Here is a 23,667-nt window from a genome sequence, read left to right as displayed (position 1 = left end):
CCCGTTAGCCTTTGAATCTCGCGCTGGCTGGTGTTGCGATCAAGTAATGTTAGTACGGTGCTTTGCAGATGTGCCTTCAAGACGTTCAACTCCCGGTCCCCTCGCTGTATGAAAGGGGATGAAAATAAACGTCCTGCCTTACCGGCTACCGCTGTTCAGTAGCGCTGCCGGTGATCATCAGGTGGGGGAGTTTCAAGTGACCATACCCGGGGGATTTTGACCGACCCACGGGGCTACAAACGGCTTTGCCCAGGGAAACCAATTGGCCAATGTGATCTTCAAAGCATGATCGATCAGCTATCCCTCCCATGCAAAGCATTCGTCGAGAAGCACAAATAAGGGTCAATCCGCTTCCCGAAAATCCTGCAGCGAGGCATGCCGCAGGTCTTCCTCGCCGCGCAGGTGCTTCACAGTCGCAACGAGCCCCGGCTTGACCCATTGCGTCGCCGGCCGCTTCATGCCCTTTGGCGCCGTCCCTGCGTGGTCCTGGACACGCTTCCAGAGCCGTTCGCGCATTTCGCGGTTCAAGGTGATGAAGGCGCTTCCGACATAGCGCCCTGTGCCTCGCTCTGCCATTAGGGCGAATGCCGGCTTGCCTGCCTCGGAACTCCCGCAACTCGAATTTGATTCAATATCGCAGAGTTGTTCCGTTCCGTTAGCAGTTACTGAAATACATTGCCGCGATTAAGCATTCGCACTAAGCTCCGCGCCTTCTCGAAGCGTGCCGAGTCCTCCGGTTTCAAAGGGGTGCCGAAATGCGCGGGTTCTTGCTTTTCATACTGCTACTGCTTGCACACATCCCGTTTGCATCGCATGCCGCCGACATTCACGACGCCGCTATGAACGGTGATGTCGCGGCTATCACGGCAGCGCTCGATGCGGGCGCCGGTGTAGATGAGAGTGATGGAAGCGCAACGCCGCTCTATTTAGCGGTCTTTACGGGCCACATCCAAGCAGCAAAACTGCTCATGGAACGTGGTGCGGACGTCAACGCTCAGACGGCTTTGGGTTCCCCGCTGATGGCGGCTATGGGGAAGGACAAGATCGCTCTCTTAAATCTATTGCTGGATGGGGGCGCAAATCCAAATTCCGAAGGCGGCGGCCAACCCGCCCTTCATATCGCCGTCAATCTCGGTTGTCTTGACTGCGTGAAGGCACTGGTCGGGGCCGGCGCGGACGTGAATGCGAGGGCAGAGGACGGCAAGACACCACTCCATCTGGCAACACGCTCGGAACAACGCGAAGTTGCTGACTATCTCATGTCGCACGGCGTCGTCTTGCCAACTCCAGCCCCGATCTCGATGAAGTTGGCTTTTGCCGACGTGGAGAAAGGCCGAACCTCCTTTGTCCGCTTATCATGTGACCATTGCCACGGTGCTGAGCCACAAGGAAGGAACCGAACGATACCGAATTTGTGGAACGTCGTTGGCCGCGACAAAGCATCTCTTGCAACTATACGTTACTCTGACACCCTGCTGGGCTGGGAGGGTGTGTGGACGGTCGAGGACCTGAACAAATTTTTGCTTGAGCCCATGGCCACTACGCCGGGCGTTTCCATGGAGACGCCTGGCGTCCCGGACGAGACCGAACGGGTCAACCTGATCGCATACTTGCGCACACTCAGCGACAAGCCGATCCCGCTGCCCTGAAAGGTCGCCTTGCCCGACGTCTTACGTGTTGACGGACCGAAGGGCGGTCGCATGAAGCGGGTCAGCTCCTTTTGTAAAAGCGCACAGGGGAAGCCCGCCGAAGCACCTCGCGCGTCCTGGCGCCCGCTTGGGGGTTCCCGGGGGCCGGGGTCTAGCCCGCGCCTATCAAGTACATCAAAAAGCCCAAAACCGCAGCGAGAGAGGCGCCGCCTACGAGTAGTGTTCGGCGCCGCCGTTTGACGGGAGGAATCTGTTTGTTTCCCTTACTCGCAGCCTCGATTGCCTTGGCAAACGTCTCGGCCTTGGCAGACTTCGCGGTTCTGGCGGCGTCATGGGCGCTATAGAGGCGCCGGCCGTCCTCTCCGAACCGATCGCTGTTCGGATAGGCCTTCTTGGGCTTGGATCTCGGTCGAAGAATTTTCACGGCCTGGCCCGGATCAAGAACAACAGCGGCCCGACAGTCTAGCGTTGTCTGATGTATGGACTCAACGGTTGAATGGCAGCATTCTCCCATCGGGGAGAAGGGGCGTGGGCAAAGTCCAGCGTCATGAGGGTGCCAACCAGGCCGACCGCTGGCGAAGAAACGCCAGGAGGCGGCGGCTTCGATTGTGGCGACTGCGATACCTCTTTCCGTTGGTATTGGTTCCCCTGGCCGCTTTTCTCACGGTAAGCCCGAGCAGCCTCGACACTGTGGCGAGTCTCGTCCCTGCCGGTCTGCTTGACGGCATCACTGGCGGCGGCGCGGCCGGCTGCGACATCAAGGGGAACATCTCGATCAACACCGGCGAGCGCATTTACCACGTGCCTGGCCAAATGTTTTACGATGACACTGTCATTCGTCCTGAGTTCGGAGAGCAATGGTTTTGCTCGGAGGCTGAGGCGCGCGCGGCCGGCTGGCGCAAGGCGAGACGATGACGGACACCAGTCAATGGCCGGCCGCCCCGGTCTACGGCCCTCGTGACTACGCTCTCATCCTCAAGCTTTCGGAAGTTGGTGATCTGCCGCCAACATGGGAGGAGTGGTGGGAGAATTTCAAAGCGTCTGAATCTGAGCAACGCCGCCAAGGCTTTCCCGCTATCAGGGTGAGCGTCCACGCCGGCAAATACAAAGCCTGGCTCCTGGACAACTCGCTCTCGTCATCCGAACAGACCCGGCAGCAATTCGCTCAGCAGCGGCTGGATATGAAACGAGAGAGAAAGGCTGCGCGTCTCGCTGCGGAGTTACCATTTGGCGAGCGGCTGTGGGCTCCAGCACCTCCGCCGCCGCCCGCGCCTTGGTCACATAGAGCGATCGAGATTTGCGCGTTGATCCTATTGGTGATCGCGGTCTCTTCCGCCGTGGTCGTTGGCGCGATGCTCGCGACATCGACAGGGGTTCTCTATCACCAAGAGAAAGCGGCTGACGGGGTTGTGTGTCACTACTTCACGGGCATCGGGACGTTTACGACGCCGAGCTACGCTGTAGACGGCTGCCCGCGCTTCATCGGCGTCGGAGCACACTAGTGAAGCGCGTTTGCCTAGCAGCACTATTCGTAACGGCGGCTCTATCTGCTCACGCCGATGTCGGGAGCTGGAGCATGATACCTGTTTGCGTGTCGGCAGTCGGGATGATTTCGGCGCTCAGGACCGTTTCGGCAGTAAGCAGAAAATTCAGAAGCGTTCGCCCTTACGACGGCTATCGGCTCTTGCATGCCGAGGAAGATTTCGCGGGGCGTATCACTAGGATTGAGTACGCTACGCGGGACGACCACGGCACATTCGTCCATCATTCGGCCCAGTGCCACTTTTCGCATGGGCGCTTGAGTGGGATGAGCATCGACGACGATGTCGAGGGACACATCATCATTGATTGACTCGCGGGCGCCTGGAGCCACGCCAGTGCGGCTTAAATTAGCAGCCGCTAAGCACTGGTGCGATAACACCATGAAGCTGGGATTCACATTCGCCGCGATCCGATCTAGTATCGGCGCATGGACACGGTATTTGATGACCTCTCCAGAGCCCTCTCGCAGCCCCGCACAGACATGCGCGTCGCCGTCCGCGTCATCGCCCTCGATCTGGCCGGCAAGCTCGTCCTGGGACTCGCTATCGGCTTGGGAATAGCGGCCGGACTGGCAATCGCCAGCTAGCACACCGGATAGATAACCCGACCATGATCGCTGACCGTTAAGGGCGCGGTGACCAGACTACTGGATCACGCTCATTAGGGGCGCTCGATAGTTCGCTGTCACGCATCCGAAATCATCTCGCCATCGTGTATTAGCGCATGCTTGTATTTCGCTGAAAGCAGGATCATGCTTACCGCACGGCGTGTGGAGGCCACCAGGGGTAACGGGTGGAAAGGGTTTCCGATGCGACCAGTTCTGTTGATCCTTGCTGCAGTTTTCGTGTTCTTCGCACTGGACCTTGTGGCAAATAATGGCCGCTATACGGATCAGGTTGTAAGCAGCATCCAAGAGACTTTCGCCTCGACCGGGCCCGCAGGTCTGATCTCGATCGACAACTAGGCCAGGATGTCCTGGGTCCAGCCTCATTTGCAAGCCGCCTCTAGCTCTTGCCGGATCTTCCACATCATTGCTTCGCCCTCATCAATGCTGCTGCCGGGTCAGGCTCGAATTGCGAAATGCCCAGCTTCAGCATCCGCTGCAAAAGCCGCCATGATTTCGGGTCTTCTTCGCGACCATGGACCGGCGGGGATTCCCACGGCTTCAAACGCAATGAATTCATCTGGCAGCAGAAGCTTGCGAAAATGGCCGCCTCGAACCAACCGCCACCGTTGGTGGCGATCATCCATTCGATCTGTTCGGCGCGGCCCGCGCGCTTATCCTGGCACGCAATTTCCACACAGCGCTCCAGCGCTTCCCGATCGACAGCATTGAGGTGCGAACCGTCCGCTTTCTCACCGGGCTTCAGAAAGCTTCTCGGAGGAAAGTTCGGCGTGCGCTGGAATCCCGGTCTTTCAATCATCGAAAAACTCGTCTTTTTGATCGAGATCGTAATAGCTGGGCAGCATTCCATTGCGGCGAGCGCGGCCGGCAGTTTTCGGGTCGACCCTGCTTTGTGAGGTCAGGCGAAGGCTTCGCGCGCAGGCGAGCATCGCCCGGCTTTCAACGGAACGCATTCGCAACAGCTTTTCGTATCTCGCAATCCCGCCATCGACCTTCAGCCATTTCGGGTTGAAACGGGCGATCATTGTCGAGATGTCGCGCGTCGAGACAGCGTGCCGGCAATAGGCCGCCAGCAACTCAGCCGATTCTCTTGCAATGAAATCGACAGGGAGGCAGCGGACAACGTCCAGCCAAACGTCGGTCTCTGCCTGGCTCATGCCCTCAGGCGGCAGCAAAAACTTGCCGTCGACCTTCGATGAGATCGACATTTCGGCTGTGGATTTTCGGCCTCTTACACCCATCAGAATAGTTCAACCTTCGACAAAATTCTGGACGTTATTGCGTGTTGTGCTCCGGGACCGGTGTGCGGTTTTGTTTTGCTTTTCGGCTGACCCTCCGCCCCCCATGCTGCGCGCTTCAAAACACTCTCCTCCAAGGCCCAGGAGGTTCAACAGCGTCGGCAAGGGCTTGTGGGTACATATCAGCGACCTCGATGCCGGCGTTGTAGTCGACAGCAATGCTCTCCAAGGCTTCGGCCCATATCTCGGGATCGAAATGCCTGTAGAAGTCAGACGAAGCCCAGATCATCAGGTCGATGTCTTCGGCGATGTCGATTTGCATATGCAGTGTGAAGCCGTCTTCACACCGAACGACTGCAATCCATTCGAGAGACATGCCGGCCTTGATCGCTGCGGTAACTTCAGGGAGAACCTGCGTCCACATTGCGCGCACAGTCGCCATCTCGTCTGTGAGAACGACGGGATAGAGATCGATCGGCCTGGCTAGCTCGGCCTGCGCACACTGGTTCATTGCCCAGTCGCACAGTTCCTTGTGCCGCACCTCGATCTGGTGACGATCAGCGCCGCGCGCCTGCAGCACGGAAAGCTCGCCTGCAATGTGGGTGTCTAGATCGGCCATCAGTGCTTCAACCGTCAGTGCTTCCATCGTCGCGAATGAGGTGTTCAGACCCGCTCGCCGTAACGGCGCTGATAGTTCGATTTCATGAGCGCAACGGCCTTGGAGTTGTGTTCGGTCAAGCCAGCGCGCTCCAGGCGACGGATCCAGTAAAGATCGTCCGCCTTCTTCTTCGGATCGTAGAGCTTGACGACGCGAACGGGCTTCGCTTGCGGCCGGACGCTGGTGAGATACACCGGCTTCAACGGGGCCGCAGTCTTCGGCACTGTGGGTCGCTGCATCTTCCCCACGCTGGACATGTCTCTGGTCAAGTACATTTTCGATCTCCGTTTGCTCAGTCGGCGCCGTTCAGAATCTTCCGCGTCATTGCGACGCCGTGCTGCAGCATGCCTTGGCATCGGCCTGGGAGCTTGCTGGGAAGCTTTACGTTCGCCTGCACCGAAGCCGCGTAGAACAGCACGCCGATCCCGAGCAGGTCTTCGAGCTCGTCGAGCTTCTGCCCGATCGCGTTGCGGTAGGCATCGATCTTGGGCTTGAGAGCCGCGAACTCCGCGTCAAAAGCCGCGCGGTGTGTCTCAAGCAGGGCCAGCGCTTCACGCTCGCGCTTCAGGTAAGGCTCGATCTCCTGGCCGGCCTTGTCGACTTCAGCGGCGGTGATTGTCGGCGGCATGCCCGGCTGCTGGCCAAAGTATTGGCGGTGCATCTCGCGATGCTTGGCGCGAGCGGCCTCAAGCTCTGCGACCGACTCGCGCCAAACTCGCTCCGCCTCGGCGATCGCCGCTGGCTTCGGTGGTATCTTCAGAATGTTGGCGAAGTCCATTTCTGTCGCCTTTGGTGTCCTTGCGAGCATGGTGCTCCTCCTGTTCAAGTTTCAATTTACGCCCAGAAGCAACGGCCTCGATTAACGCGTTAGTCGCTATTCGAACTATTGCCTTGGCTAGACGGTTTCGGTTGCGACTGCCGACCTCATCGACCGCGCCGGCCTCGAGCATCAGGCCGACAAGGACGTGATCTATTTCGAGCGGAAGGACGATCCCGCCTCTGGCCTCACGCGCTTTGCGACGCTCCCCGCGCTCGCGGCCGAGCCGGCGCCGACGCTCAAGGCGTTCTTGCGCCGTGCCGATCGGTGGGCGCCCGCGACCCATCAGGTCAACCCGAAGACCACGGCCAGAACTGTGGCGAAGGCCAGAATGGTGAGGATGAGCGACGAGATCATGCCGCGCGCCCCCGGATGCCCGTGCTTTCTACAGAAAGCTGAGAGCGGTTTGCTTTCTGGGCAGAGAAGGCGTTCATGTGCGCGCCCGCCGTTTTTCTGTCCAGCCACGTCTTTGGAGATTCGACGCCAGAGCGCTTGTGATTTCTCCGATGGGCTCAGCGTCGGCGCTCTGCTGCCCGGACACGCTGGCCTGTTGGATGGGCCTACGCGTGCCGGGCAGGGAACCGTTGTGCCCCCGAGATATAGAACGTAGATCACTTTCTACACTATGGCCTGTAGTATCACTTTCAGCCCCAAGAACAGGCTGCGAGCGGTTCACTTTCAGCCCCAATGTGTGGTTCACTTTGTGGGCCTGGAGTTTTGTTTTTCGGGCCTTCTCAGCTAAAGCCTCGGCAGCCTCGGCCGTCTCGATCTTCCGCCAGTCGTCGGTCGGTTCTGTTGTGGTCGTATGCCGATAGGTGAGCCGGTAGATATTGGGTCGCCGCCACTCCGCATTTCCTGCTCTTCCGCGCTCTGTGATGGCCACGAACCCCAACGCCACAACCTCGCGAATCGCCGGCGCGATAAGGCGCCGGCTGACGCCGTAGGCAGCGAAGTCGTCGAAGGTGCAGGGCAAGGCGCCATTGTCATTGCCGCCGTGCCGCGCCACCTCAATTTCGAGCCGAGCGAGAACACGATGCGCCGAAAGGCTCAGCGCTCGATATGCAGGGGACTCGAGCATCTCGATCAGCCGCCAGGCAAACTGGCCGCCGATCGTGGTGCGCTTGCCTTTCCGAGCGCGGCCTTTGTCAGCCATTGCGAGCCCGCCCTTCTGGATTCGCGGCGAACTCGCCGAAGTGGTGCTGTTCGGCCTGTCGCCGTGCCGAGATAGCCTTCTCCTTGTCAACAAACCGGCCAAGGCTAAGACAGCGGTTGTTCAGACCGATGTAGGCTTCCCAGCGCTGCAGGCTGCTGACGAAGGAAACGCCGACCGTGCCGCTTGAATTGTCCTTGCCGGGCCGCCTATTCCTCGCGTTCTGAAGCGGAGTGGCCTCGCGGAGATTCTTCCACCGATTGTCCGCGCGCATCCCGTTACGATGGTCGAGCAATTGCTTCGGCCACTTTCCAGTTTGCATGAGCCAGATCACGCGATGGGCACGGTACAGGCGATAATCAATTTCGACCTGAGTGTATCCATCGACCGTGCGCGTCCCGGCCAGCGCTCCAAGACGGCAGCCTCTGGCAGTACGCCACGTCAGCGCGCCCGTCTCGGGATCGTACAGAAGCAGTTCCCGTGCGCGCTCAGCCGTGAGCGCTGGCGCGCTTGCCCGGCGTTGGGCGATCGTTATGGCTTGATAGACTTTCGGCGATGATGTAATAGTATTACGGTCTAGGTTCGCCCCTGACTCTTCTCCCAAAAGCTCGATCGGTTTTCCCCTGCCGGTCGAGCCATGCCTATCAGTTGGCGGTCGCATCGGCGCCCCCCTTGTGGCTCAACCTGATGGCTTCAACCGCTTGGACGGCCGTGATGCCGAAGCGGGTCGTGAGGTCGGGCACGATCGCCTTGTCGCGGGGGTCGTTCCGGTGCCGTCGCAGGTAATCAGCAGCGAGGTTTACAGCCTCATCGGGTTCGCGATCCTGCTGTTCCATCTACGCCGCCCTCCGAACGAATTTGGAGGCCAGGTGCCGGCAGTAATCCACGCGCGGATATTTGACGGCCTTTCCGGTCAGCCTGATGTACTCAGGGCCGGTTCTACGGTGGCGAGCCTTCTTGACGGCACCAAGTTGGACGCCTTGAATTGCGGCCACGTCGGCAGGGGAGAAGAAAGCGGGGAGGGTGTCGTCGGTCGCGAGAGCTTCGTAGAGGGCAGCGCCGCTCAGGCCGGAAGCTGCCCAGAAGCTCAGGCGGACATTGAACGCCCTAGCTGTGTCAGTGTTGGCTTGTTCCATTTTTTCGTCGCCTATGTTGGAAGGCGACGATTAGGGACATCCTGCCCTGTGCGTCGCCTTCGGGGTGAAAGCGACCACCTAGATATACCGATGTTTTCAGCGGCTCACGGTACGAAATGCGAGCTATTTGTTACCCAAAACTCTCAAAAGTAAAATATCGCGCCGTCTCCATTTTTGAAAAGCCGCTCGACGATCTGATAGCTTTTCTTGACTGCATCTTCGTCGCCTGCGGCGTCAGTGTTGGCTAGGAGTTCGACGGCTTTGGCGCGCGCCTTCTCCAGTGTGAACCGCCCCTCTCCATACAACTCTGGCAGATCATCCCACCTGTCCTTAACCTCCATGACGGCGCTCCATCGCTCATAATGGATGCGGTTCTGACGATCAGTCGCCTTGTCGTTTCCCAGCCTGCCGGGTCCCGTTGGAAACTTGCCTGCGCACAGAAGCGCCAACAACGCTTGCGTGGTCCAATCCGGCAACGGCCGGCCATATTGACCGCACAGCCTCAGCGTGTCAGCCAACGCCCTTGGGCTCTTACCCTCACGCCAAGCTCTGTCCAATACCGCCATTCGCTTCGCAAAGAACTGCTTCCTTCGATCCTCGAGCGTCAGCGCGTCAGGGCGATTTGCCGGATGGTCGGGCGAGACCGGCCACCCGTCCGCTCCGATTTCCCATTTTCCGCTCACCGGCCGAGTTCCTTCACATCTGCCGCCGGCTTCTGGAGCACGTTCATTGCGTCGGCGGCACGTTGCGCACCGCGTCGGCCAAGGCTCTCAGCGCGCGCGACATAGCGGCCGGTCATCGCCAACGTCTTCCAGCCGAACGCCTCCCGTAGCTCGTGCGCTTCCGCACCAGACAGAGCGGCCCATGTCGCGGCTGTGTGGCGCAATGCGTGAGGCGTGATGGCCTTGATCTCTGCCGCCTCGCAAACGCCAGTCAGGACTTCGCGGAGGCGCTTGTAGGAAACCGCCTGCGTTCCCTTCCGTCCCGAAAAGACATAGCCGATGCGGTGCGCTTGCTGATCGATGATGGTCGCGCCATCGGTCGAGAGCGCGCGGGCAGATGCGCCGGTCTTGGTGTCGGGAAGCCGAACGACAAGGCGTTGCAAGTCCACCATGTCCCATGTCATCAATCGCCCTTCCGAGACACGCCAACCCGAGACGGTCAGGAACCGGATTAGATCGGCATGGGGACCACTGACAGCCGAGAGCGCCTTGACGAACTTGGGAAGGTCCGTTTCGTCAAGCCATTCCTCCCGCGCGCTTTCCTTGTTTCTCCGAACACCCATGCAGGGATTATCCTGGCGCCAGCCGAGTTCCATGGCGCGGCCCATCATGACGGACAGCACCGCCAGCGATCGATTTGCGTCGGTCGGGTTGCCGTGTTTCTTGGCATGGAAAGACCGCACCATCTCGGCGGTAATGTCGGCCACGCGTCGGCCTTTGAAAGTCGGCAAGAGATTGCGCCGGATGCGCCCGCGATAGTCCTTGCGCGTCTCGGGCTTTTTCTTCTCGATATGCGTCGCCTCAAAATCCTTGATGAGATCCTCGAATATCGGTTGCGCCTTTTTCGCTGCCCGAACTGCTGCTGGATCGTCGCCCCTATCAATCGCCTGGAGCATGCTCTGAGCCTCGGCGCGCGCTTTCTCGGCTGGATAGGTTGCATGATCGCCGATGATGATCTTGCGACGCTTGCGGGCGCCGTCGCGGCCTGGAAGCTCCTGAAACACGAGGAAGGTCTTTGACGGCTTGCCATCGGCCTTTCGGCGGAGCCTGAGAGCGAAACCGGCGAGCTTGCTGTCGCGAATGACCAGTTCGTCACGATCGCGGGGCAGGGTGGCACTGGTAACGAAATTGTCGGAAAGGATTGGCATTTGCGTTTTCCCCTTGGGTAGCCGAGCGGGTAGCCGCTTCATGTCTACGCAAGGGAACGTAAAGGAACAAATAGGGACTGTAAACCCTCGGTCTTTCCTTAATCCACAAGGCCTTGCGGCCATATGGATACCCAAGAGTAGACGCCTAGAAAGAGACTTAAAATCCCTCAGCTACGGCTATCCGGGTTCGATTCCCGGCGTCCGCACCATGCTGAATTTGAGAGATAACCGCCTGCCGCATCGCTCTTGTGGCTAGCCTCTCGCATCACGAGCATGAAAATGCTTGATGGCGCGTCAGGCTTGGCCGGCGCCTTTCCTCCGACAGTTACGCCAAGAGTTGTAAGGGCAATGGGCAGTTTATTGCTCTCCTAGGCCTATTGGAGATGCTGACTGGCCGTCAGTCCAGGCGCATGTAGGTTCAGCCGGTGTGCTAACCGCCGGTGAGGTCCGGCGGCCTGAGGCGGTCCCTCCCCAAAGGCTGCCGGACCCAACAGCTCATCGTTTAGGACCATCGGTCCGGCGCTGCCGCCGGCCCAGTCCCGTTGCTTCGGATGAACGACGCACACTTGCCGGGGATGTGCTTAACCGTCGAAGCAAGGCCTCGTGCGTCGTCCGGGGCGCAGGGAAGTGATCGCAGCCAGGCGATAAACAGCGGTTGGATTTAGCCTGCTGGCTATTGCCGGGTACTGGGGCAGGCTCGATTCGACCTAAGTCAGCCCTTTTTTGCGACCGTCTCTATGCAGCGGTCGATTCGGAACGACAGCTTGTTTGGTTGTGTCCGCAGTGGTCTCTTCCACCGCCTGCTTGGTGTCTCGCCGCCCATAGACAAGCCTGAACACGAGCGAGAAGTACCCGACCTGCAACAAAACCGCGGCGATGATGCCCCACGCGACAGCCTTCCAGATTGATCCTGTGGCCGCATAGGCCCAAGCTCCGACGACGCCCGTCGTCGTCAGCATTCCCACTAGAAACTGCGGAAAATACATTGCCCCAATCCGCTTCCCGTTCCCCAACGGGCCCCAAGCTAAAGCTTTCATTATTTTAGCGATTGCGCAAGTATCAAAGCTGCCCAGCCATTAGCGGGGGAAAACGTCCGAACAGGGTTTTGTTGCATGGTTGCTAATATTACGTTCGGTTTTAGCCGGCTTGCCCCCCAACGAGAGCCCCAAGCCGGTCAGGCCCGACGGTCAGTCGAACCCACCCCAACAGACTGTCGGGCCGCAGCCAGGGTTGTCCGATGCGTCCGCGTAAGATGTCGACGATGCTTTTCCCTGATCGTACTGGTTCGATTGCCGCCGACCGCACCAGTGATCGCACGGCCTTTTTCGCGTATTAGAACAAAAGCCTGTGGCGATGGCTGAACCCTGCGGCGCTCAGAACTTGTAGCTCAAGTTGATGCCGACCGTGTTCAGCTTCACGTTCTGATCGCGATCGTTGAAGGGGGCCGCAACGTCATAATGCTCGGAGCCGAAATCATAGTAGCGATATTGCGCGCCGACGATGAACTTGTCGGTCAGCGCGTAGTCGACGCCGGCACCCACGGTCCAGCCGACATTCGTGCGTGTGCTGGCGAATGCCGCGCCCGCGACTTGCGACGTTTCGATGCCGGCGAAAGCGAGGCCGCCAATGCCGTAGACCAGCAGGCGGTTCATGGCGAAGCCGGCCTTGGCGTCGACCGACCCGAACCACTTGATGTCGGTGCCAAAGGTGCTGCCCAGGCCCGATACCGCGGTGCCGTCGATCATGGAATAGTTGAGGTCGGCCACGGCGCCGAGCACCGCCTGGTCGAACTGCCAGAGCCCGGCGACATGGCCGCCGACGAAACCGCCGTCAATGCTGGGCGTGATGGAAAACGGCGCGCCTTCCGTCACCGATATGTCGGACTGGCCCCAGCCATAGCCGGCCTGCAGGCCGGCGTAGTAGCCGGTCCAGTCGAAGCCGGGTGCTGTCATCGGCAGGTCGGTCATTGGATCGGCGGCGAAAGCCGGCGCGGCCAAAGCGGTTAGAAAACCGGCACTTGCGAGCGTCAGGCGATGCATCGAGTTTCCCGAACGTCGGTTCCAGAATGACACTTCTGGTTGAAGGTAACCCGATTTGCCGCAAAACGGAATCCTATTTCGACCGGGGCCGATATCTTGGGTTGCCATGGTTTACGCCCTGCCGCGGCATTGTCGCGAGAGCGCCGCCATGCAAGATCGGCGGTCTGCAAGGTAAAAACCGGATGCTCACCCTGTTTCGCCTGATCGCCGGCCTCGCCATCGTGCTGCGTGCTTGCGGGGTGGCGATGGCCAAGCCGCTGACGCTTGCCATCGCCAAGGCGAATGTCGTGCGCGACCCAGCGCCGGGACAGGTGGCGCTCAACCTCAAATTGACGCCGGACAGTAAGCGGACATTTGCTGCCTTCACCAGGGCGAATGTCGGAAACATCATCGATCTCAGCATCGACGGCGCCGTGGTGATGTCGCCGCGGCTGGTCGAGCCGATCCTTGGCGGTGAGATCATGGTCAGCGGCACATTCGCCAAGGGCGAACTCAGGCGCCTGGCCGAACGGATCTCGTCCGGCGGCGCAAAAGTCACGGTCGATGTGACGGCTGACTAGCCTTCGTCAAGCCGATTGGCGTTACGCAATCGCTGGTCAAAACCGCATCGGCTTGGCACAGTCGGGCAAACAGGAGTCTTTTCATGGCCAAGACCGCGCAGGTGACGAAACCCAAACCGTGGACCGAGATGGCGACGCATCTGGTCGATGTCGCGATGGGCCGCAAGCCTGCCGATCTGGTCATCCGCAACGGGCGCTGGGTCAACGTCCATTCGGGCGAGATCATCGCCGGCACCGACATTGCCATTGCCGGCGGCCGCTTTGCCTATTGCGGGCCGAATGCCGGCCACGCCATCGGCCAGGGCACCAAGGTGGTCGATGCCGGCGGCCGCTATTTGGTGCCGGGCCTGTGCGATGCGCACATGCATGTCGAGAGCGGCATGGTGACGGTGACCGAGTTCTGCCGCGCGGTGATCCCGCACGGCACCACCTCGATGTTCATCGACCCGCACGAGATCGCCAATGTGCTGGGACTGCCTGGCGTTCGACTGATGCATGACGAGGCTGTCGCCATGCCGGTCAACGTGCATGTGCAGATGCCGTCCTGCGTGCCTTCGGCGCCGGGGCTCGAGCATGCCGGCGCCGAACTGACGGTTGCCGATGTCGCCGAGGCCATGACCTGGGAAAATATCATCGGCCTCGGCGAGGTGATGAATTTCCCCGGCGTCGTCGCCAACGATCCGGTCATGTCGGGCGAGATCGCCGCGACGGTGAGAGCCGGCAAGACGGTCGGCGGGCACTATGCCTCGCGCGATCTCGGCCTGCCATTCCACGGCTATGTCGCCGGCGGGCCGGAAGACGACCATGAGGGCACACGCGCCGAAGACGCGATTGCCCGCGTGCGCCAGGGCATGAAGGCGATGCTGCGGCTGGGCTCGGCCTGGTACGATGTGGCCTCGCAGATCAAGGCGGTGACCGAAAGCGGGCTCGACCCGCGCAATTTCATCCTGTGCACCGACGACAGCCATTCCGGCACGCTGGTCCACGAAGGCCATATGGACCGGGTGGTGCGGCACGCCATTCAGCAGGGGCTGAAGCCGGTGACGGCGATCCAGATGGCGACGCTCAACACCGCCCAGCATTTCAAGCTGGAGCGCGAGATCGGTTCGATCGCGCCGGGTCGGCTCGCCGATCTGCTGATCGTTTCCGATCTGGCCGAGATGACCATCGACGAAGTCTATGCGCGCGGCGTCAGGCTGGCCAAGGGCGGCAAGCTCGACATCGACATTCCGGCTTACAACTATCCGAAGACAGCCAAGAACACCGTCAAGCTCGGCAAGAAGCTCAAGTCCGGTGACTTCGACATCGCGGCGCCCAAGGGCGCCAATGAGGTGCGGGTGCGGGTCATCGGCGTGATCGAGAACCAGGCGCCGACGCGGGCGCTGGAGGCCGATCTTGCGGTGGAAGACGGGCTGGTCGCCATGGATCGCCGCAACGACGTCTGCCAGATCGCGCTGGTCGAGCGCCACAAAGGCACGGGCGGCGTCACCAACGCCTTCGTTTCCGGCTTCGGCTATATGGGCGACTGCGCCATGGCGTCGAGTGTGGCGCATGACAGCCACCACATCATCGTCGTCGGCACCAACAAGCAGGATATGGCATTGGCCGTGAACCGGCTGGGCGAGGTCGGCGGCGGCGTGGTGCTGTTTTCCAAGGGCAAGGAACTGGCGCTGGTCGAAATGCCGATCGCCGGGCTGATGTCGGACGAGCGGGCGGAAATCGTCGCGGCCAAGGCGGAGAAACTCACCGAGGCGATGCGCAAGATGGGCTGTTCGCTGAACAACGCCTACATGCAGCACTCGCTGCTGGCGCTGGTCGTCATTCCGGAACTTAGGATTTCCGATGTCGGGCTGATCGACGTGACGACTTTCCAGAAGGTCGATCTATTTGTCTAGGTATGTCGATGCAAGAAACTGGGATTGCTTTGCCCGGAGGCGTGGTCGCTGTTACACGTCCCGTGTTGGAGTTCGGCTGGGCGACTAGATACGGCGAGGCAGCATGACCACGGCCAAAAGAACCTTTGCGCGGCGCGAGCCGAAGCAGCAACGCTCGCGGCAGACCGTGGACTGCGTGCTCGAGGCGGTCCGACTTGTGGTGAAGCGTCACGGGACCCAGGCCATCACCACGAATCGCATCGCGGAGGCCGCCGGCGTCAGCGTCGGGTCGCTTTATCAGTACTTCCCCGACAAGCGCGCAATCTTCGCCGCCCTTCATGACCGACACGTCGACGATGTACGGCAGTTCATCGGGCAGACGACGGCTGACTACGCCTCGGCTCCGCTGCAGGATTTCACGCGCGAACTCGTCCGAGGTCTGGTGAACGTGCACGCGGATGGCGCGGAACTGCACGATATTGTTTCGGCCGCCGTTCCTGAGGGCGCTCTTGGCTTCAAGAACGCGCTGCATCACACGTTTGGGCAAGTGCTGTCACGCGCCGACCTAAAGCCATACAGCCTCGACGAGACGGAGCGAATGCTTTTTGTCCTTCCACGCATGGTGGAATCCCTGGTGCACGGATCGGTTCACCAGGCGCGCGACCTCCCGCGCGATGCCGCCAGGAGCGAGGCGATCCGGACCGTACTGGTCTACGTGAATTCTTTTTAAGGTACCGCACCGAAACACTACTGAAACGACGCGGCGTTCTCGGCGGCCCACTGAGCGAACGGGATTGGTTCGCGCCCAGTTACTCGTTTTACCCCGTCCGTCGCCGTGTCAAGCCGGCCCTCGCGCACCGCGCGCCAGATGTCCACAAGGGCATCGACGTAGGGGCCTTTGCCGGCCCATTCGACGGCGTCGGTGTACGCCTGCCGGTCGGATGTTTCCTCGAAGCCGACGGGCTTGCCGATGGCTCTGCCTATCGTGGCCGCCATCTCCCCATAGGACAGCGCCTGACGGCCGGTGATCACCAGTGCCTGGTCGTCGTGGTCGCGCGTGGTCAGGGCGGCCGTGGCGACGGCAGCGATGTCGTTGGGATGGATGAATGCGATCTTGCCCGAACCCGCAGACGAGCGCAGCACGCCCTCGCGGCGGATGGACTCTGACCAACCGAGCGCGTTGGACATGAATCCGGCCGCCTGAATGAATGTGAACGCCACCCCGCTTTCCCGAACGGCGTCCTCGCCGCGTGCATGCCACGGACCGGTGCCTATCCCGGTTCGCACGTCCAACGTCGAGAGCTTGACGATATGTCGTACGCCTGCCTGGCGGGCAGCGAGGGAGACCGCGCGATCTCGCGTCTCGAGATCCGGTCCATCCGTCAGGAGGAATATGCCGTCGACCCCGGCCAGCGCAGTCGCCAGCGACTGACCTGGCTTTTCGAGGTCTCCGGTATGGATATCGACATGGCCACCGAAAAGGGCTCTGGCCCGCTTCGCGCTGCGCACGAAAACGGACGGGCGTGCTCCACAATCGACGAGGCGCTGGGTTACCCGGGAGCCGATGTTTCCGGTGGCGCCGATGATGAGATGTTTCACTGGAGCTTGCTCCAGCCACGGATCACCTCGAAAGCCATTCGCTTCTGGCCCGCCACAGTGAAATGTAGACCGTCGTCCATCAGCAGGTCGCAAGGAGGGGGACTGCCCAGCGTTGAGAAGGCGTCGATAACCGGCCCGTCACCCTCGCGCAGGATCTTGGCGACGCGCGCCAGGTCTTCGTTGCGGAACCGAACTCCGAACCTGGCCAGGCCCCGATGCGCCGCCACCTGCGCTTCATTGACCGCTGGCGGAGTAATCCAGACGCAGTTCGCCGTGGTCTCTGCGGAAACGCGCTGCCGCAGCTCGGCAATGTTGCGCGCGGTCTCCTCATGATGGACGAGCGTCTTCGTGGGGCGCGGGCCCTGCGTGCGGGCGTCATTCGTACCGAAGAGGAAGAGTATCCAGTCGGGCTGGGAATTGATGACATTTGCGATCCGCACGAGACCCTGCGTGGTCGTCTCGGCTGCGACTGCGCTGATGGTCAACGAAATCCCGTCGGTACCGCGGCGCCTGGCCAGCATTTCCCTCAGGACTACCGCCCAGGATTGAGGATCGGACGTCAAGCTGTCGCCGAACGCCACTACCTTGGCCCCTTTTCGCAGGGGAAGGCGATCGACCATTGATGCCACGGCTGGGTCAGCAAGCAGCTCGTGCGCCGCTTCGAAGGCCTCCTTTTGCATGCGGCCGAGTTCGGTCGCATAGATATCAACCGGCAGGCCGAGGAGTCCGGCATGAGCGTCCTGGCCAAGGCTGGCCCCTCCGGGAAGGGAGGATAAGGTGCCCTCGGGCTGGATGACCTTCAAGAGCCAGCGCACTTGTTCGTTCGACATGGGTTTCGCCTCGCAGTTCGTTGCAGAAGGCGAAAAAATAGTCGCGCCTCTGGGACGACGCTACTCGCGTTGGCCGGTTCATAAATTATTGTAATTGCTTTGAAATCTGGCGACCTCCAGGGCCTTCATCAGATTCAAGGGCCGTCTGGGAAGCACCTTTCACGTTCGATGCCGAGGCGGTTCAGTCCCGGCTCGGCCTGACCCGAATCTCAACATCCCTTGGCCGGTGTTCACCCGCCAGTGGCGATGGTCAGCACCTTGAACGGCGTCGTGATGACAATCTCGGCGACGGAGCCGACAGCCTTGCCGATGCCTTGGCCGATATTGTTGAGCTGTGCCGGGTCGGGTTCGTCCGACGCCAGGCCGGCCGGCGTGCGCAGCCGGTCACCGAGCAATTGCACGAGAATCGGGTTGTCGGCGAACTTGGCGTGGTTCAGCCGGTCGCCGCCCTTGGTCTGGCTGAGGTCGACCACCGATACACCGAAGCTGGCGAGGTCGGCCGCATTGCCGTAGTCGCCGACGCGCGGCTTGTCGCCTGAGATCAGGGACGAGAGCTTGAGAGCCCGATCGTCGGCGGAAAGCAGGACGGCGAACGGCTTATTGGGCTTGCCGTAGCGGATCATCTGCTTCTTGAACACGTCGACGTCGATATCCGGCGACGCCAGGATGACATAGCCGAGCTTGCCGCCAAGATCGCGGTCGCCGGTGATGGCGAGCTGGCGCAGTGCTTCCATCGTCACCCAGGTTCCCATCGAATGGGCGATGATGTCGATGCTCTTGACCCGGGTCTTGGCGAGCATCCTTAGCGTCGCTTCGAGGTCGTCGCGCGCGGCGTTGGCGCTTTCCTTGTCGTAGATATAACCGCTGGCCTTGCCGCTTGACGCCCAGGAGAACAGCACCGGCGTACCGGGATATTTGGTGTCGTGCGCGATCTGCGTCAGCCGGTAGATGCCGTCGTCGAAACCGTTGTTGAAGCCATGCACGAAAACCAGCGCGCGGTCGCCACGCATGGCGATGTCGGCGCCGACCGCATTGGCGAATTGCGGGGCGTCTTCGTAGTGGGTGACGCCGGTCGCGGTGAAGTCCTTGGCCGGATTGCTGTTGGCGGACCCCTTGGCCCGCTCGATGGCGCCGACCTGATGGACCTTGGGGACGGTCACGTCGACGCGGGCGTAGCTGGTGGTCAGCGAGCGATCGCCGTCGAATACCTGGCGCGGGTCTTTCGTCGCGTGCTGACGGGTGGTGGCGACGAAGATCTCATGCGTCGCCGCAATGTCCGAGGCGGGTGCGGTGATCGTCGTCTTGTTGAGAAGGTCGTGCGTGTTCTGGTTGGCGCAGCCGGTGACGGCGAGCGCGAAGGCAAGGACGAGGACAGTCTTCGAACGCACGGTTACGCGAGCTCCCGCTGGCGCATGACGCCTTTTCTATGTCGATAGAGCCAGAGGCCGGCCCGGTCCAGTTCAAACTGATCAGATGGCGCGGCAATCGTTGATAGGCGCGGCCGCTGCGGCCGCACCTATTGGCCGAGCTGGACGATACGCTCTGTCACCGTCTGGTCGCTGGCAAAACCGTCATCCTCGCGCAGCCGCTGGCCAATCATCTTCACCAGTTCGGGATTGTCGGCGAACTTGGTGTGATTGAAGCTGTCGGTTCCCTTGACCTTGGAGAGGTCGACGACCGTGACGCCATAGGCGGCGAGGTCGGCGGCGTCCTTGTAGTCGCCGACGCGCGGCCGCGAGCCGGCGATCAGGCCGGAGAGCCTGAGCGCCCGATCGTCGTCGGAGAGCAGCAGGATGAATGGTTTATCCGGCTTGCCGTAGCGCCGCATCTGGCTCTTGAACACGTCGACATCGATGTCGGGCGATGCCAGCACCACGTCACCGAGCTTGCCGCCGAGATCGCGGTCGCCCGTGATGGCGAGCTGGCGCAGCGTTTCCATGGTGACCCAGGTCCCAAGCGAATGGGCGACGATGTCGATGCGCCGCGCGCCCGACTGCTGCAGCATGCGCAGCGTCACTTCCAGCTGGTCGCGGGCGACGCTGGCGCTTTCCTTGTCATAGACATAGTCGGTGGTCCGGGCGCCCGATGCCCAGGAAAACAGCACCGGCGTGCCGGGGTAGCCGGAATCGTGGACGATCTGGGTGACGCGATAGACGGCGTCATCGAAGCCGGTGTTGTAACCGTGGACAAAAACCATGACGCGGCCGCCGCGCGCCGCGATGTCGGCGCTGAGCGCGCTGGAGAATTTCGGCTGGGCGTCGTAGCCGACGACCTCCGAAGCCATGAAGTATTTCGCTGGGTCGTCCGACTTGCCGCGGGAACGCCGCTCGATCTGGCCGGTCTGGTGGATGCCCGGAACGGTGACGGTGACGCGGGCATAGTTGAGCGTCGCCGAGCGCTCGCCGTCAAAAACCTTGTTGGGATCGTCGGAATGCTTGCGCGTCGTGGCGATGAAGATCGAGTGATTGCCGGCGATTTCCGTCACCGGCGCGGACACCATCGTGCTGCCGAGGAGTTCCTGGGTCTGATTGCTGGCACAGCCGGCAACGAGCAAGGCAAGGACAACGGTAAGGATCTTCTTCATAGGCACTTAGACATTCCAATCGAAAGATGAATTCATTTAGAATTCACTTTGAGGCCAAAAGGCCCATCCACCCCCGCGACACCTCCCGGACAGGTAGAGTGCGGCGGAAGTAAGTCGTGTCCAGCCGAAATGGGGTCAGCGTCTGGCGACAGCCATCGCACTGTGGCGCGAAAGCCAAAATGGCGGCAGGAACGCCGGTATGTTGGAGAAGGGCAGGACTTCCGGTTTGAGCCGGATGCCGAGCACGTCGCTCATAAAGGCGCGACGCGCCTCGATGCGGCGCCAAGCCTCGGGATAGCGTGCCGCGATCTCCTCGCGCAACGCCTGATCGGCGAGCGCGATGCCGTCCTCGATATTGGTGGTGAAATAGTCCGTGCCGGTCGCCGGAATGATGTCGACCTGCAGCGCCATGCCCGATTTCAGTGGGATGTCGGAGCCGGCAAAAATCGGCGAATGCATCCATTCGTCGATATGGACGAGATGGCCGGGGTTGAGCGAAACGCCGAAGAACGGGTCGCCGATGCGATCGTGCACCGCTTTCCACAGCGCGCCGCCGGCAACGCCGATGCCGACCGTTTGATACCAGTCGACAACGGCGATGAAATAGGGCGCGACCAGTTTTTCGACATAGTCACGTATGCCTTGCGGAAGGTCGGCAGCGCTCTCGGCCAGAAAACCGGCGCGGGCGTTGAGCGAGCCCTGGATGCCATAGGCCATGGTGATCGGATCGCCGCGCTTGATGATGTCGAGGCGCGGGCTGGGCAAGCCATAAGCGGCACGTTTGCCGGCCGACAGCATCGGATGACAGCATTGCGGCAGGCCGTTGATGCCCATCAGCTTCGTGGCCTGCAATTCGGTCATGCCGGGTTCGATGCCGCCAAGCACGTTGCGCAGGCCTTGCGAGGAAAAGGTCGCGGCGAATTCGAATGACGCCAGCTGGTCGGCCTCGTTTATGGCGCGCAGGCCGTCGGCAGGGTTCATCAAGAGGTTGGCCGCGTTGAGGACCGCGCCCTTGTCGCCTGCAAGCGTGCGCAGCGTGTCGGCGATGAAGGAAGGCAGGTCGAGCGCCGTTTCGCCAAAGCCGGCATCGCCCGGGCCAAACGGCTTCCAGCCGATGGCGCCGATACGCTGGCCGGCTTTCAGACCGCAAGTGGCAAGGATGTCGGGGAGTGCCGCCGAGCGGTCGCGTGGCTGCGCCGGCAGCGAAAAAGTCTGGTAGAGGATGCGCTCGTAAGGGCCGTCGCAGATCTCGGCATAGCTCCAGCCCTCATTGCCGACCAGAAGTTTCGGCTGCTTGCCCGGAATGATGACCAGCAGCGTCTCCTCGAAACGGGGATCGTAGCCGCAGAGATAGGCGACATTGGCTGCGTGCTCGCGGTCGCCATAGATGGCGAAGGCCTCGAAACCCAAAGCGGTGCCGCGTGCTACCAGCGCGTCGATGCGCGCCTCGTAGGTGGTGCGCGCAACGAGCGGCATCAGCGTCGGCTCGCCAAATTCCGGCAACGACATGGTTTTCAGGGCAACCGATGCGACAGGCATGAACAAACGCCTTCAAGTGCTTGCAAGGTTTCTGGGAATGCCCCGCGGCAGGGGCGGGTAGTCCGCGGGACAATGGCTTTGCGGGGCCGGATATGCAATAGGCGGGGATCAAACTCGCGCACAGGCGATCCGGGATCTTGCCATGAACAGTTTCTCTTCTCGTGTCGCTGTCGCCACTGCTGCAATCCGGCAGATCTTTCCCGAAACACCGCTGCAGGAAAACGACTATCTGTCGAAGAAGACCGGCGCGCGGGTGCTGTTGAAGCGCGAGGACCTGACGCCGGTGCGCTCCTACAAGATCCGCGGCGCCTTCACCTTCTTTCGCAAGGCGCTTGCCGCCGGCAACGACGCCGAGCTGTTCGTCTGCGCCTCGGCCGGTAATCATGCCCAGGGTTTTGCCTTCGTTTGCCGGCATTTCGGCAAAAAGGGCGTGGTGTTCATGCCGGTGACGACGCCGCAGCAGAAGATCGACAAGACGCGGCTGTTCGGCGGTGAATTCATCGAGGTCAGGCTGGTCGGCGACTTTTTCGACGACTGCTACCGCGCCGCCTTCGAATTCACCGAAACGACGGGCGCGCATATGGTGCCGCCTTTCGATCACAAGGACATCATCGAGGGGCAGGCGACCGTCGCCTTTGAAATCGCCGACCAGATGCCGGGCGCGCGCATGCCAGACATCATCATGCTGCCGGTCGGCGGCGGCGGTCTGGCCGCCGGTGTGACCCATTATTTCGCCGACCAGGGGCGTGACGCGCGCTTCGTCTTCTGCGAACCGGCCGGCGCGCCGAGCCTGCGCGAGAGCCTGTCGGCGGGAAAGCGGATCAAGCTCGCCAAGGTCGACAATTTCGTCGATGGCGCGGCGGTGGCCGAGATCGGCCGCGAGCCGTTGCGGCACCTCAAGGAGTTTGCTGCGGACGCTGTGCGGCTGATCCCGGAAAACCGGCTCTGCGCGACGATGATCGAGATGTTGAATGTCGAAGGCGTGGTGCTCGAACCGGCCGGCGCGCTGACGATCGATGCGCTCAAGGATTTCTCGAAGAAGGAGATCAGGGGCAAGACCATCGTCGCCGTGGTTTCGGGCGGCAATTTCGATTTCGAGCGGCTGCCGGACGTCAAGGAAAGGGCGCTGCGCTTCGAGGGCTTGAAGAAGTACTTCATCATCCGCTTTCCGCAGCGGCCGGGCGCGCTGCGCGACTTCCTCGACATGCTGGGGCCTGACGACGACATTGCCCGCTTCGAATATCTGAAGAAATCGGCGCGCAATTTCGGTTCGGTGCTGATCGGCATCGAGACCAAGGACCGTCGCAATTTCGATCTGCTCAAGGCGAATTTCGAGGCCGAGGGCGTCCAGTATCAGGACATCACCGACAATGAGACCTTGGCCGGGTTCATCATATGAGCGGGAAGGGAAAAATCTTCGTCGCGCTGTTTTCCGGCATCAATGTCGGCGGCAACCGCATCGTCAAGATGGCGGAGCTGCGGGCGCTTTTCGAGAAACTCGGCTTTTCCGACGTCGCCACCTATGTGCAGAGCGGCAACGCCGTTTTCCGGTCATCGAAGGGCGATGCAGCCACTCTGACGAAGCAGATCGAAGCAGCCTTCGAGAAGCAATGGGGATTTCACTCGCGCATCATGGTGCGCGATCTCTCATGGTTCGAGCGGCTGGTGAGCGAAAACCCCTATCCCGAAGTGGCCGCGGAACACACCAAACTCCACGCCTACGTGCTGGAACGCGAGCCGACTGCCGACGAGATCGCACGGCTGGCGGAAAAGTGCATCGGTCCTGAACGCTTCGAGATCAAGGGCGATGTGCTGTACCTGCATGCACCGGACGGGCTCGGCAAATCCGTGTTCGCCGGGCTGATCCCGCGCACGCTGAAAGTGCCCGGCACCGCGCGCAACTGGCGTTCGGTGCTGGCGCTGCTGGGGCTGGCCGGCAAGGCCGGCGGCTGACCGC

28 protein-coding genes are annotated in these 23,667 nt (G+C 61.2%); 9 read left to right on the top strand and 19 right to left on the bottom strand.

Translation table 11 applies throughout. From position 1 onward, the window contains the following. Positions 1 to 342: 342 nt before the first annotated feature. Complete coding sequence (locus tag AC1D0N_RS27085) at positions 343 to 576, bottom strand: ATP dependent DNA ligase (RefSeq protein WP_477249103.1); 234 nt, start codon at positions 574 to 576, stop codon at positions 343 to 345. A gap of 179 nt (positions 577 to 755) precedes the next feature. On the opposite strand from AC1D0N_RS27085, the gene AC1D0N_RS27080 reads away from it, so the two are divergent. The 4 genes from AC1D0N_RS27080 (at position 756) to AC1D0N_RS27065 (ending at position 3,777) form a co-directional block, all read left to right on the top strand. Continuing rightward, on the top strand, positions 756 to 1,649 hold the full coding sequence (locus tag AC1D0N_RS27080; protein WP_477249101.1) for an ankyrin repeat domain-containing protein: 894 nt from the start codon (positions 756 to 758) through the stop codon (positions 1,647 to 1,649). A gap of 528 nt (positions 1,650 to 2,177) precedes the next feature. Beyond that, positions 2,178 to 2,564 (top strand): sunset domain-containing protein, encoded by a 387-nt coding sequence (locus tag AC1D0N_RS27075; RefSeq protein WP_477249099.1) that lies wholly within the window; start codon positions 2,178 to 2,180, stop codon positions 2,562 to 2,564. Next, a complete protein-coding gene (locus AC1D0N_RS27070) occupies positions 2,561 to 3,151 on the top strand; it encodes a hypothetical protein (protein WP_477249097.1) in 591 nt (196 codons plus the stop codon). Before AC1D0N_RS27075 ends, AC1D0N_RS27070 begins: the two co-directional genes overlap by 4 nt. Before the next feature lie 467 nt (positions 3,152 to 3,618). Beyond that, complete coding sequence (locus tag AC1D0N_RS27065) at positions 3,619 to 3,777, top strand: hypothetical protein (protein WP_477249095.1); 159 nt, start codon at positions 3,619 to 3,621, stop codon at positions 3,775 to 3,777. 442 nt (positions 3,778 to 4,219) lie between these two features. On the opposite strand, the gene AC1D0N_RS27060 is transcribed toward AC1D0N_RS27065, so the two are convergent. The 13 genes from AC1D0N_RS27060 to AC1D0N_RS27000 form a co-directional block, all read right to left on the bottom strand. Continuing rightward, positions 4,220 to 4,615, bottom strand: coding sequence for a hypothetical protein (locus AC1D0N_RS27060; protein WP_477249093.1), 396 nt, complete (start codon positions 4,613 to 4,615; stop codon positions 4,220 to 4,222). Beyond that, positions 4,608 to 4,841, bottom strand: a complete 234-nt coding sequence (locus AC1D0N_RS27055) for a hypothetical protein (protein WP_477249091.1) — start codon at positions 4,839 to 4,841, stop codon at positions 4,608 to 4,610. Before AC1D0N_RS27055 ends, AC1D0N_RS27060 begins: the two co-directional genes overlap by 8 nt. Positions 4,842 to 5,172: 331 nt before the next feature. After that, positions 5,173 to 5,700 (bottom strand): hypothetical protein, encoded by a 528-nt coding sequence (locus AC1D0N_RS27050; RefSeq protein ID WP_477249089.1) that lies wholly within the window; start codon positions 5,698 to 5,700, stop codon positions 5,173 to 5,175. 17 nt (positions 5,701 to 5,717) lie between these two features. Beyond that, on the bottom strand, positions 5,718 to 5,987 hold the full coding sequence (locus tag AC1D0N_RS27045; RefSeq protein WP_477249087.1) for a hypothetical protein: 270 nt from the start codon (positions 5,985 to 5,987) through the stop codon (positions 5,718 to 5,720). 17 nt (positions 5,988 to 6,004) lie between these two features. Next, entirely contained in the window at positions 6,005 to 6,490 is a 486-nt protein-coding gene (locus AC1D0N_RS27040; RefSeq protein ID WP_477249086.1) for a hypothetical protein, read from the bottom strand. Between the two features lie 469 nt (positions 6,491 to 6,959). Beyond that, a complete protein-coding gene (locus AC1D0N_RS27035; protein WP_477249084.1) occupies positions 6,960 to 7,682 on the bottom strand; it encodes a hypothetical protein in 723 nt (240 codons plus the stop codon). Then, positions 7,675 to 8,340 carry an HNH endonuclease signature motif containing protein gene (locus AC1D0N_RS27030; RefSeq protein ID WP_477249082.1) on the bottom strand — a complete coding sequence of 222 codons (666 nt, stop codon included), beginning with the start codon at positions 8,338 to 8,340 and terminating at the stop codon, positions 7,675 to 7,677. Before AC1D0N_RS27030 ends, AC1D0N_RS27035 begins: the two co-directional genes overlap by 8 nt. Further along, a complete protein-coding gene (locus tag AC1D0N_RS27025) occupies positions 8,324 to 8,515 on the bottom strand; it encodes a hypothetical protein (protein ID WP_477249080.1) in 192 nt (63 codons plus the stop codon). The genes AC1D0N_RS27030 and AC1D0N_RS27025 overlap by 17 nt, the downstream gene beginning before the upstream one ends. Further along, complete coding sequence (locus tag AC1D0N_RS27020; RefSeq protein ID WP_477249078.1) at positions 8,516 to 8,815, bottom strand: hypothetical protein; 300 nt, start codon at positions 8,813 to 8,815, stop codon at positions 8,516 to 8,518. A gap of 143 nt (positions 8,816 to 8,958) precedes the next feature. Beyond that, positions 8,959 to 9,498: a hypothetical protein gene (locus AC1D0N_RS27015; RefSeq protein ID WP_477249076.1), complete on the bottom strand. Its 540-nt coding sequence runs from the start codon at positions 9,496 to 9,498 to the stop codon at positions 8,959 to 8,961. Continuing rightward, complete coding sequence (locus AC1D0N_RS27010) at positions 9,495 to 10,685, bottom strand: tyrosine-type recombinase/integrase (protein WP_477249074.1); 1,191 nt, start codon at positions 10,683 to 10,685, stop codon at positions 9,495 to 9,497. The genes AC1D0N_RS27015 and AC1D0N_RS27010 overlap by 4 nt, the downstream gene beginning before the upstream one ends. 707 nt (positions 10,686 to 11,392) lie before the next feature. Beyond that, complete coding sequence (locus AC1D0N_RS27005) at positions 11,393 to 11,671, bottom strand: hypothetical protein (protein ID WP_477249072.1); 279 nt, start codon at positions 11,669 to 11,671, stop codon at positions 11,393 to 11,395. A 387-nt stretch (positions 11,672 to 12,058) separates the two neighbouring features. After that, positions 12,059 to 12,724, bottom strand: coding sequence for an outer membrane protein (locus tag AC1D0N_RS27000; protein ID WP_477249070.1), 666 nt, complete (start codon positions 12,722 to 12,724; stop codon positions 12,059 to 12,061). Between the two features lie 182 nt (positions 12,725 to 12,906). Between AC1D0N_RS27000 and AC1D0N_RS26995 the strand changes: the two genes are divergently transcribed. The 3 genes from AC1D0N_RS26995 (at position 12,907) to AC1D0N_RS26985 (ending at position 15,888) form a co-directional block, all read left to right on the top strand. Continuing rightward, positions 12,907 to 13,284 (top strand): SecDF P1 head subdomain-containing protein, encoded by a 378-nt coding sequence (locus AC1D0N_RS26995; RefSeq protein ID WP_477249068.1) that lies wholly within the window; start codon positions 12,907 to 12,909, stop codon positions 13,282 to 13,284. An 83-nt stretch (positions 13,285 to 13,367) separates the two neighbouring features. Then, a complete protein-coding gene (gene ade / locus AC1D0N_RS26990) occupies positions 13,368 to 15,179 on the top strand; it encodes an adenine deaminase (RefSeq protein WP_477249066.1) in 1,812 nt (603 codons plus the stop codon). A 103-nt stretch (positions 15,180 to 15,282) separates the two neighbouring features. Beyond that, complete coding sequence (locus AC1D0N_RS26985) at positions 15,283 to 15,888, top strand: TetR/AcrR family transcriptional regulator (protein ID WP_477249064.1); 606 nt, start codon at positions 15,283 to 15,285, stop codon at positions 15,886 to 15,888. 17 nt (positions 15,889 to 15,905) lie between these two features. Here AC1D0N_RS26985 and AC1D0N_RS26980 read toward each other — a convergent pair whose 3' ends face one another. The 5 genes from AC1D0N_RS26980 to AC1D0N_RS26960 all read right to left on the bottom strand — a co-directional run bounded on the left by AC1D0N_RS26980 (position 15,906) and on the right by AC1D0N_RS26960 (position 21,710). Then, entirely contained in the window at positions 15,906 to 16,757 is an 852-nt protein-coding gene (locus AC1D0N_RS26980) for an NAD(P)H-binding protein (protein WP_477249062.1), read from the bottom strand. Continuing rightward, positions 16,754 to 17,587 (bottom strand): SGNH/GDSL hydrolase family protein, encoded by an 834-nt coding sequence (locus tag AC1D0N_RS26975; protein ID WP_477249060.1) that lies wholly within the window; start codon positions 17,585 to 17,587, stop codon positions 16,754 to 16,756. Before AC1D0N_RS26975 ends, AC1D0N_RS26980 begins: the two co-directional genes overlap by 4 nt. Positions 17,588 to 17,817: 230 nt before the next feature. Continuing rightward, the gene (locus AC1D0N_RS26970) at positions 17,818 to 18,975 is read right to left on the bottom strand and encodes an alpha/beta hydrolase (protein ID WP_477249058.1); all 1,158 of its coding nucleotides are present in this window, start codon (positions 18,973 to 18,975) and stop codon (positions 17,818 to 17,820) included. A gap of 128 nt (positions 18,976 to 19,103) precedes the next feature. Next, positions 19,104 to 20,171: an alpha/beta hydrolase gene (locus AC1D0N_RS26965; RefSeq protein ID WP_477249107.1), complete on the bottom strand. Its 1,068-nt coding sequence runs from the start codon at positions 20,169 to 20,171 to the stop codon at positions 19,104 to 19,106. 135 nt (positions 20,172 to 20,306) lie between these two features. After that, the gene (locus AC1D0N_RS26960; RefSeq protein ID WP_477249056.1) at positions 20,307 to 21,710 is read right to left on the bottom strand and encodes an aminopeptidase P family N-terminal domain-containing protein; all 1,404 of its coding nucleotides are present in this window, start codon (positions 21,708 to 21,710) and stop codon (positions 20,307 to 20,309) included. Positions 21,711 to 21,852: 142 nt separating this feature from the next. Between AC1D0N_RS26960 and ilvA the strand changes: the two genes are divergently transcribed. Continuing rightward, positions 21,853 to 23,109 carry a threonine ammonia-lyase IlvA gene (ilvA, locus tag AC1D0N_RS26955; RefSeq protein WP_477249054.1) on the top strand — a complete coding sequence of 419 codons (1,257 nt, stop codon included), beginning with the start codon at positions 21,853 to 21,855 and terminating at the stop codon, positions 23,107 to 23,109. Next, positions 23,106 to 23,663, top strand: a complete 558-nt coding sequence (locus AC1D0N_RS26950; protein ID WP_477249052.1) for a DUF1697 domain-containing protein — start codon at positions 23,106 to 23,108, stop codon at positions 23,661 to 23,663. The genes ilvA and AC1D0N_RS26950 overlap by 4 nt, the downstream gene beginning before the upstream one ends. Positions 23,664 to 23,667: the final 4 nt, after the last annotated feature.

The sequence above is a fragment of the Mesorhizobium sp. P2_E10 genome, assembly GCF_056404235.1.
Note: the sequence above shows the minus strand (reverse complement) of the source record. Positions and strands in the feature narration are given on the sequence as shown.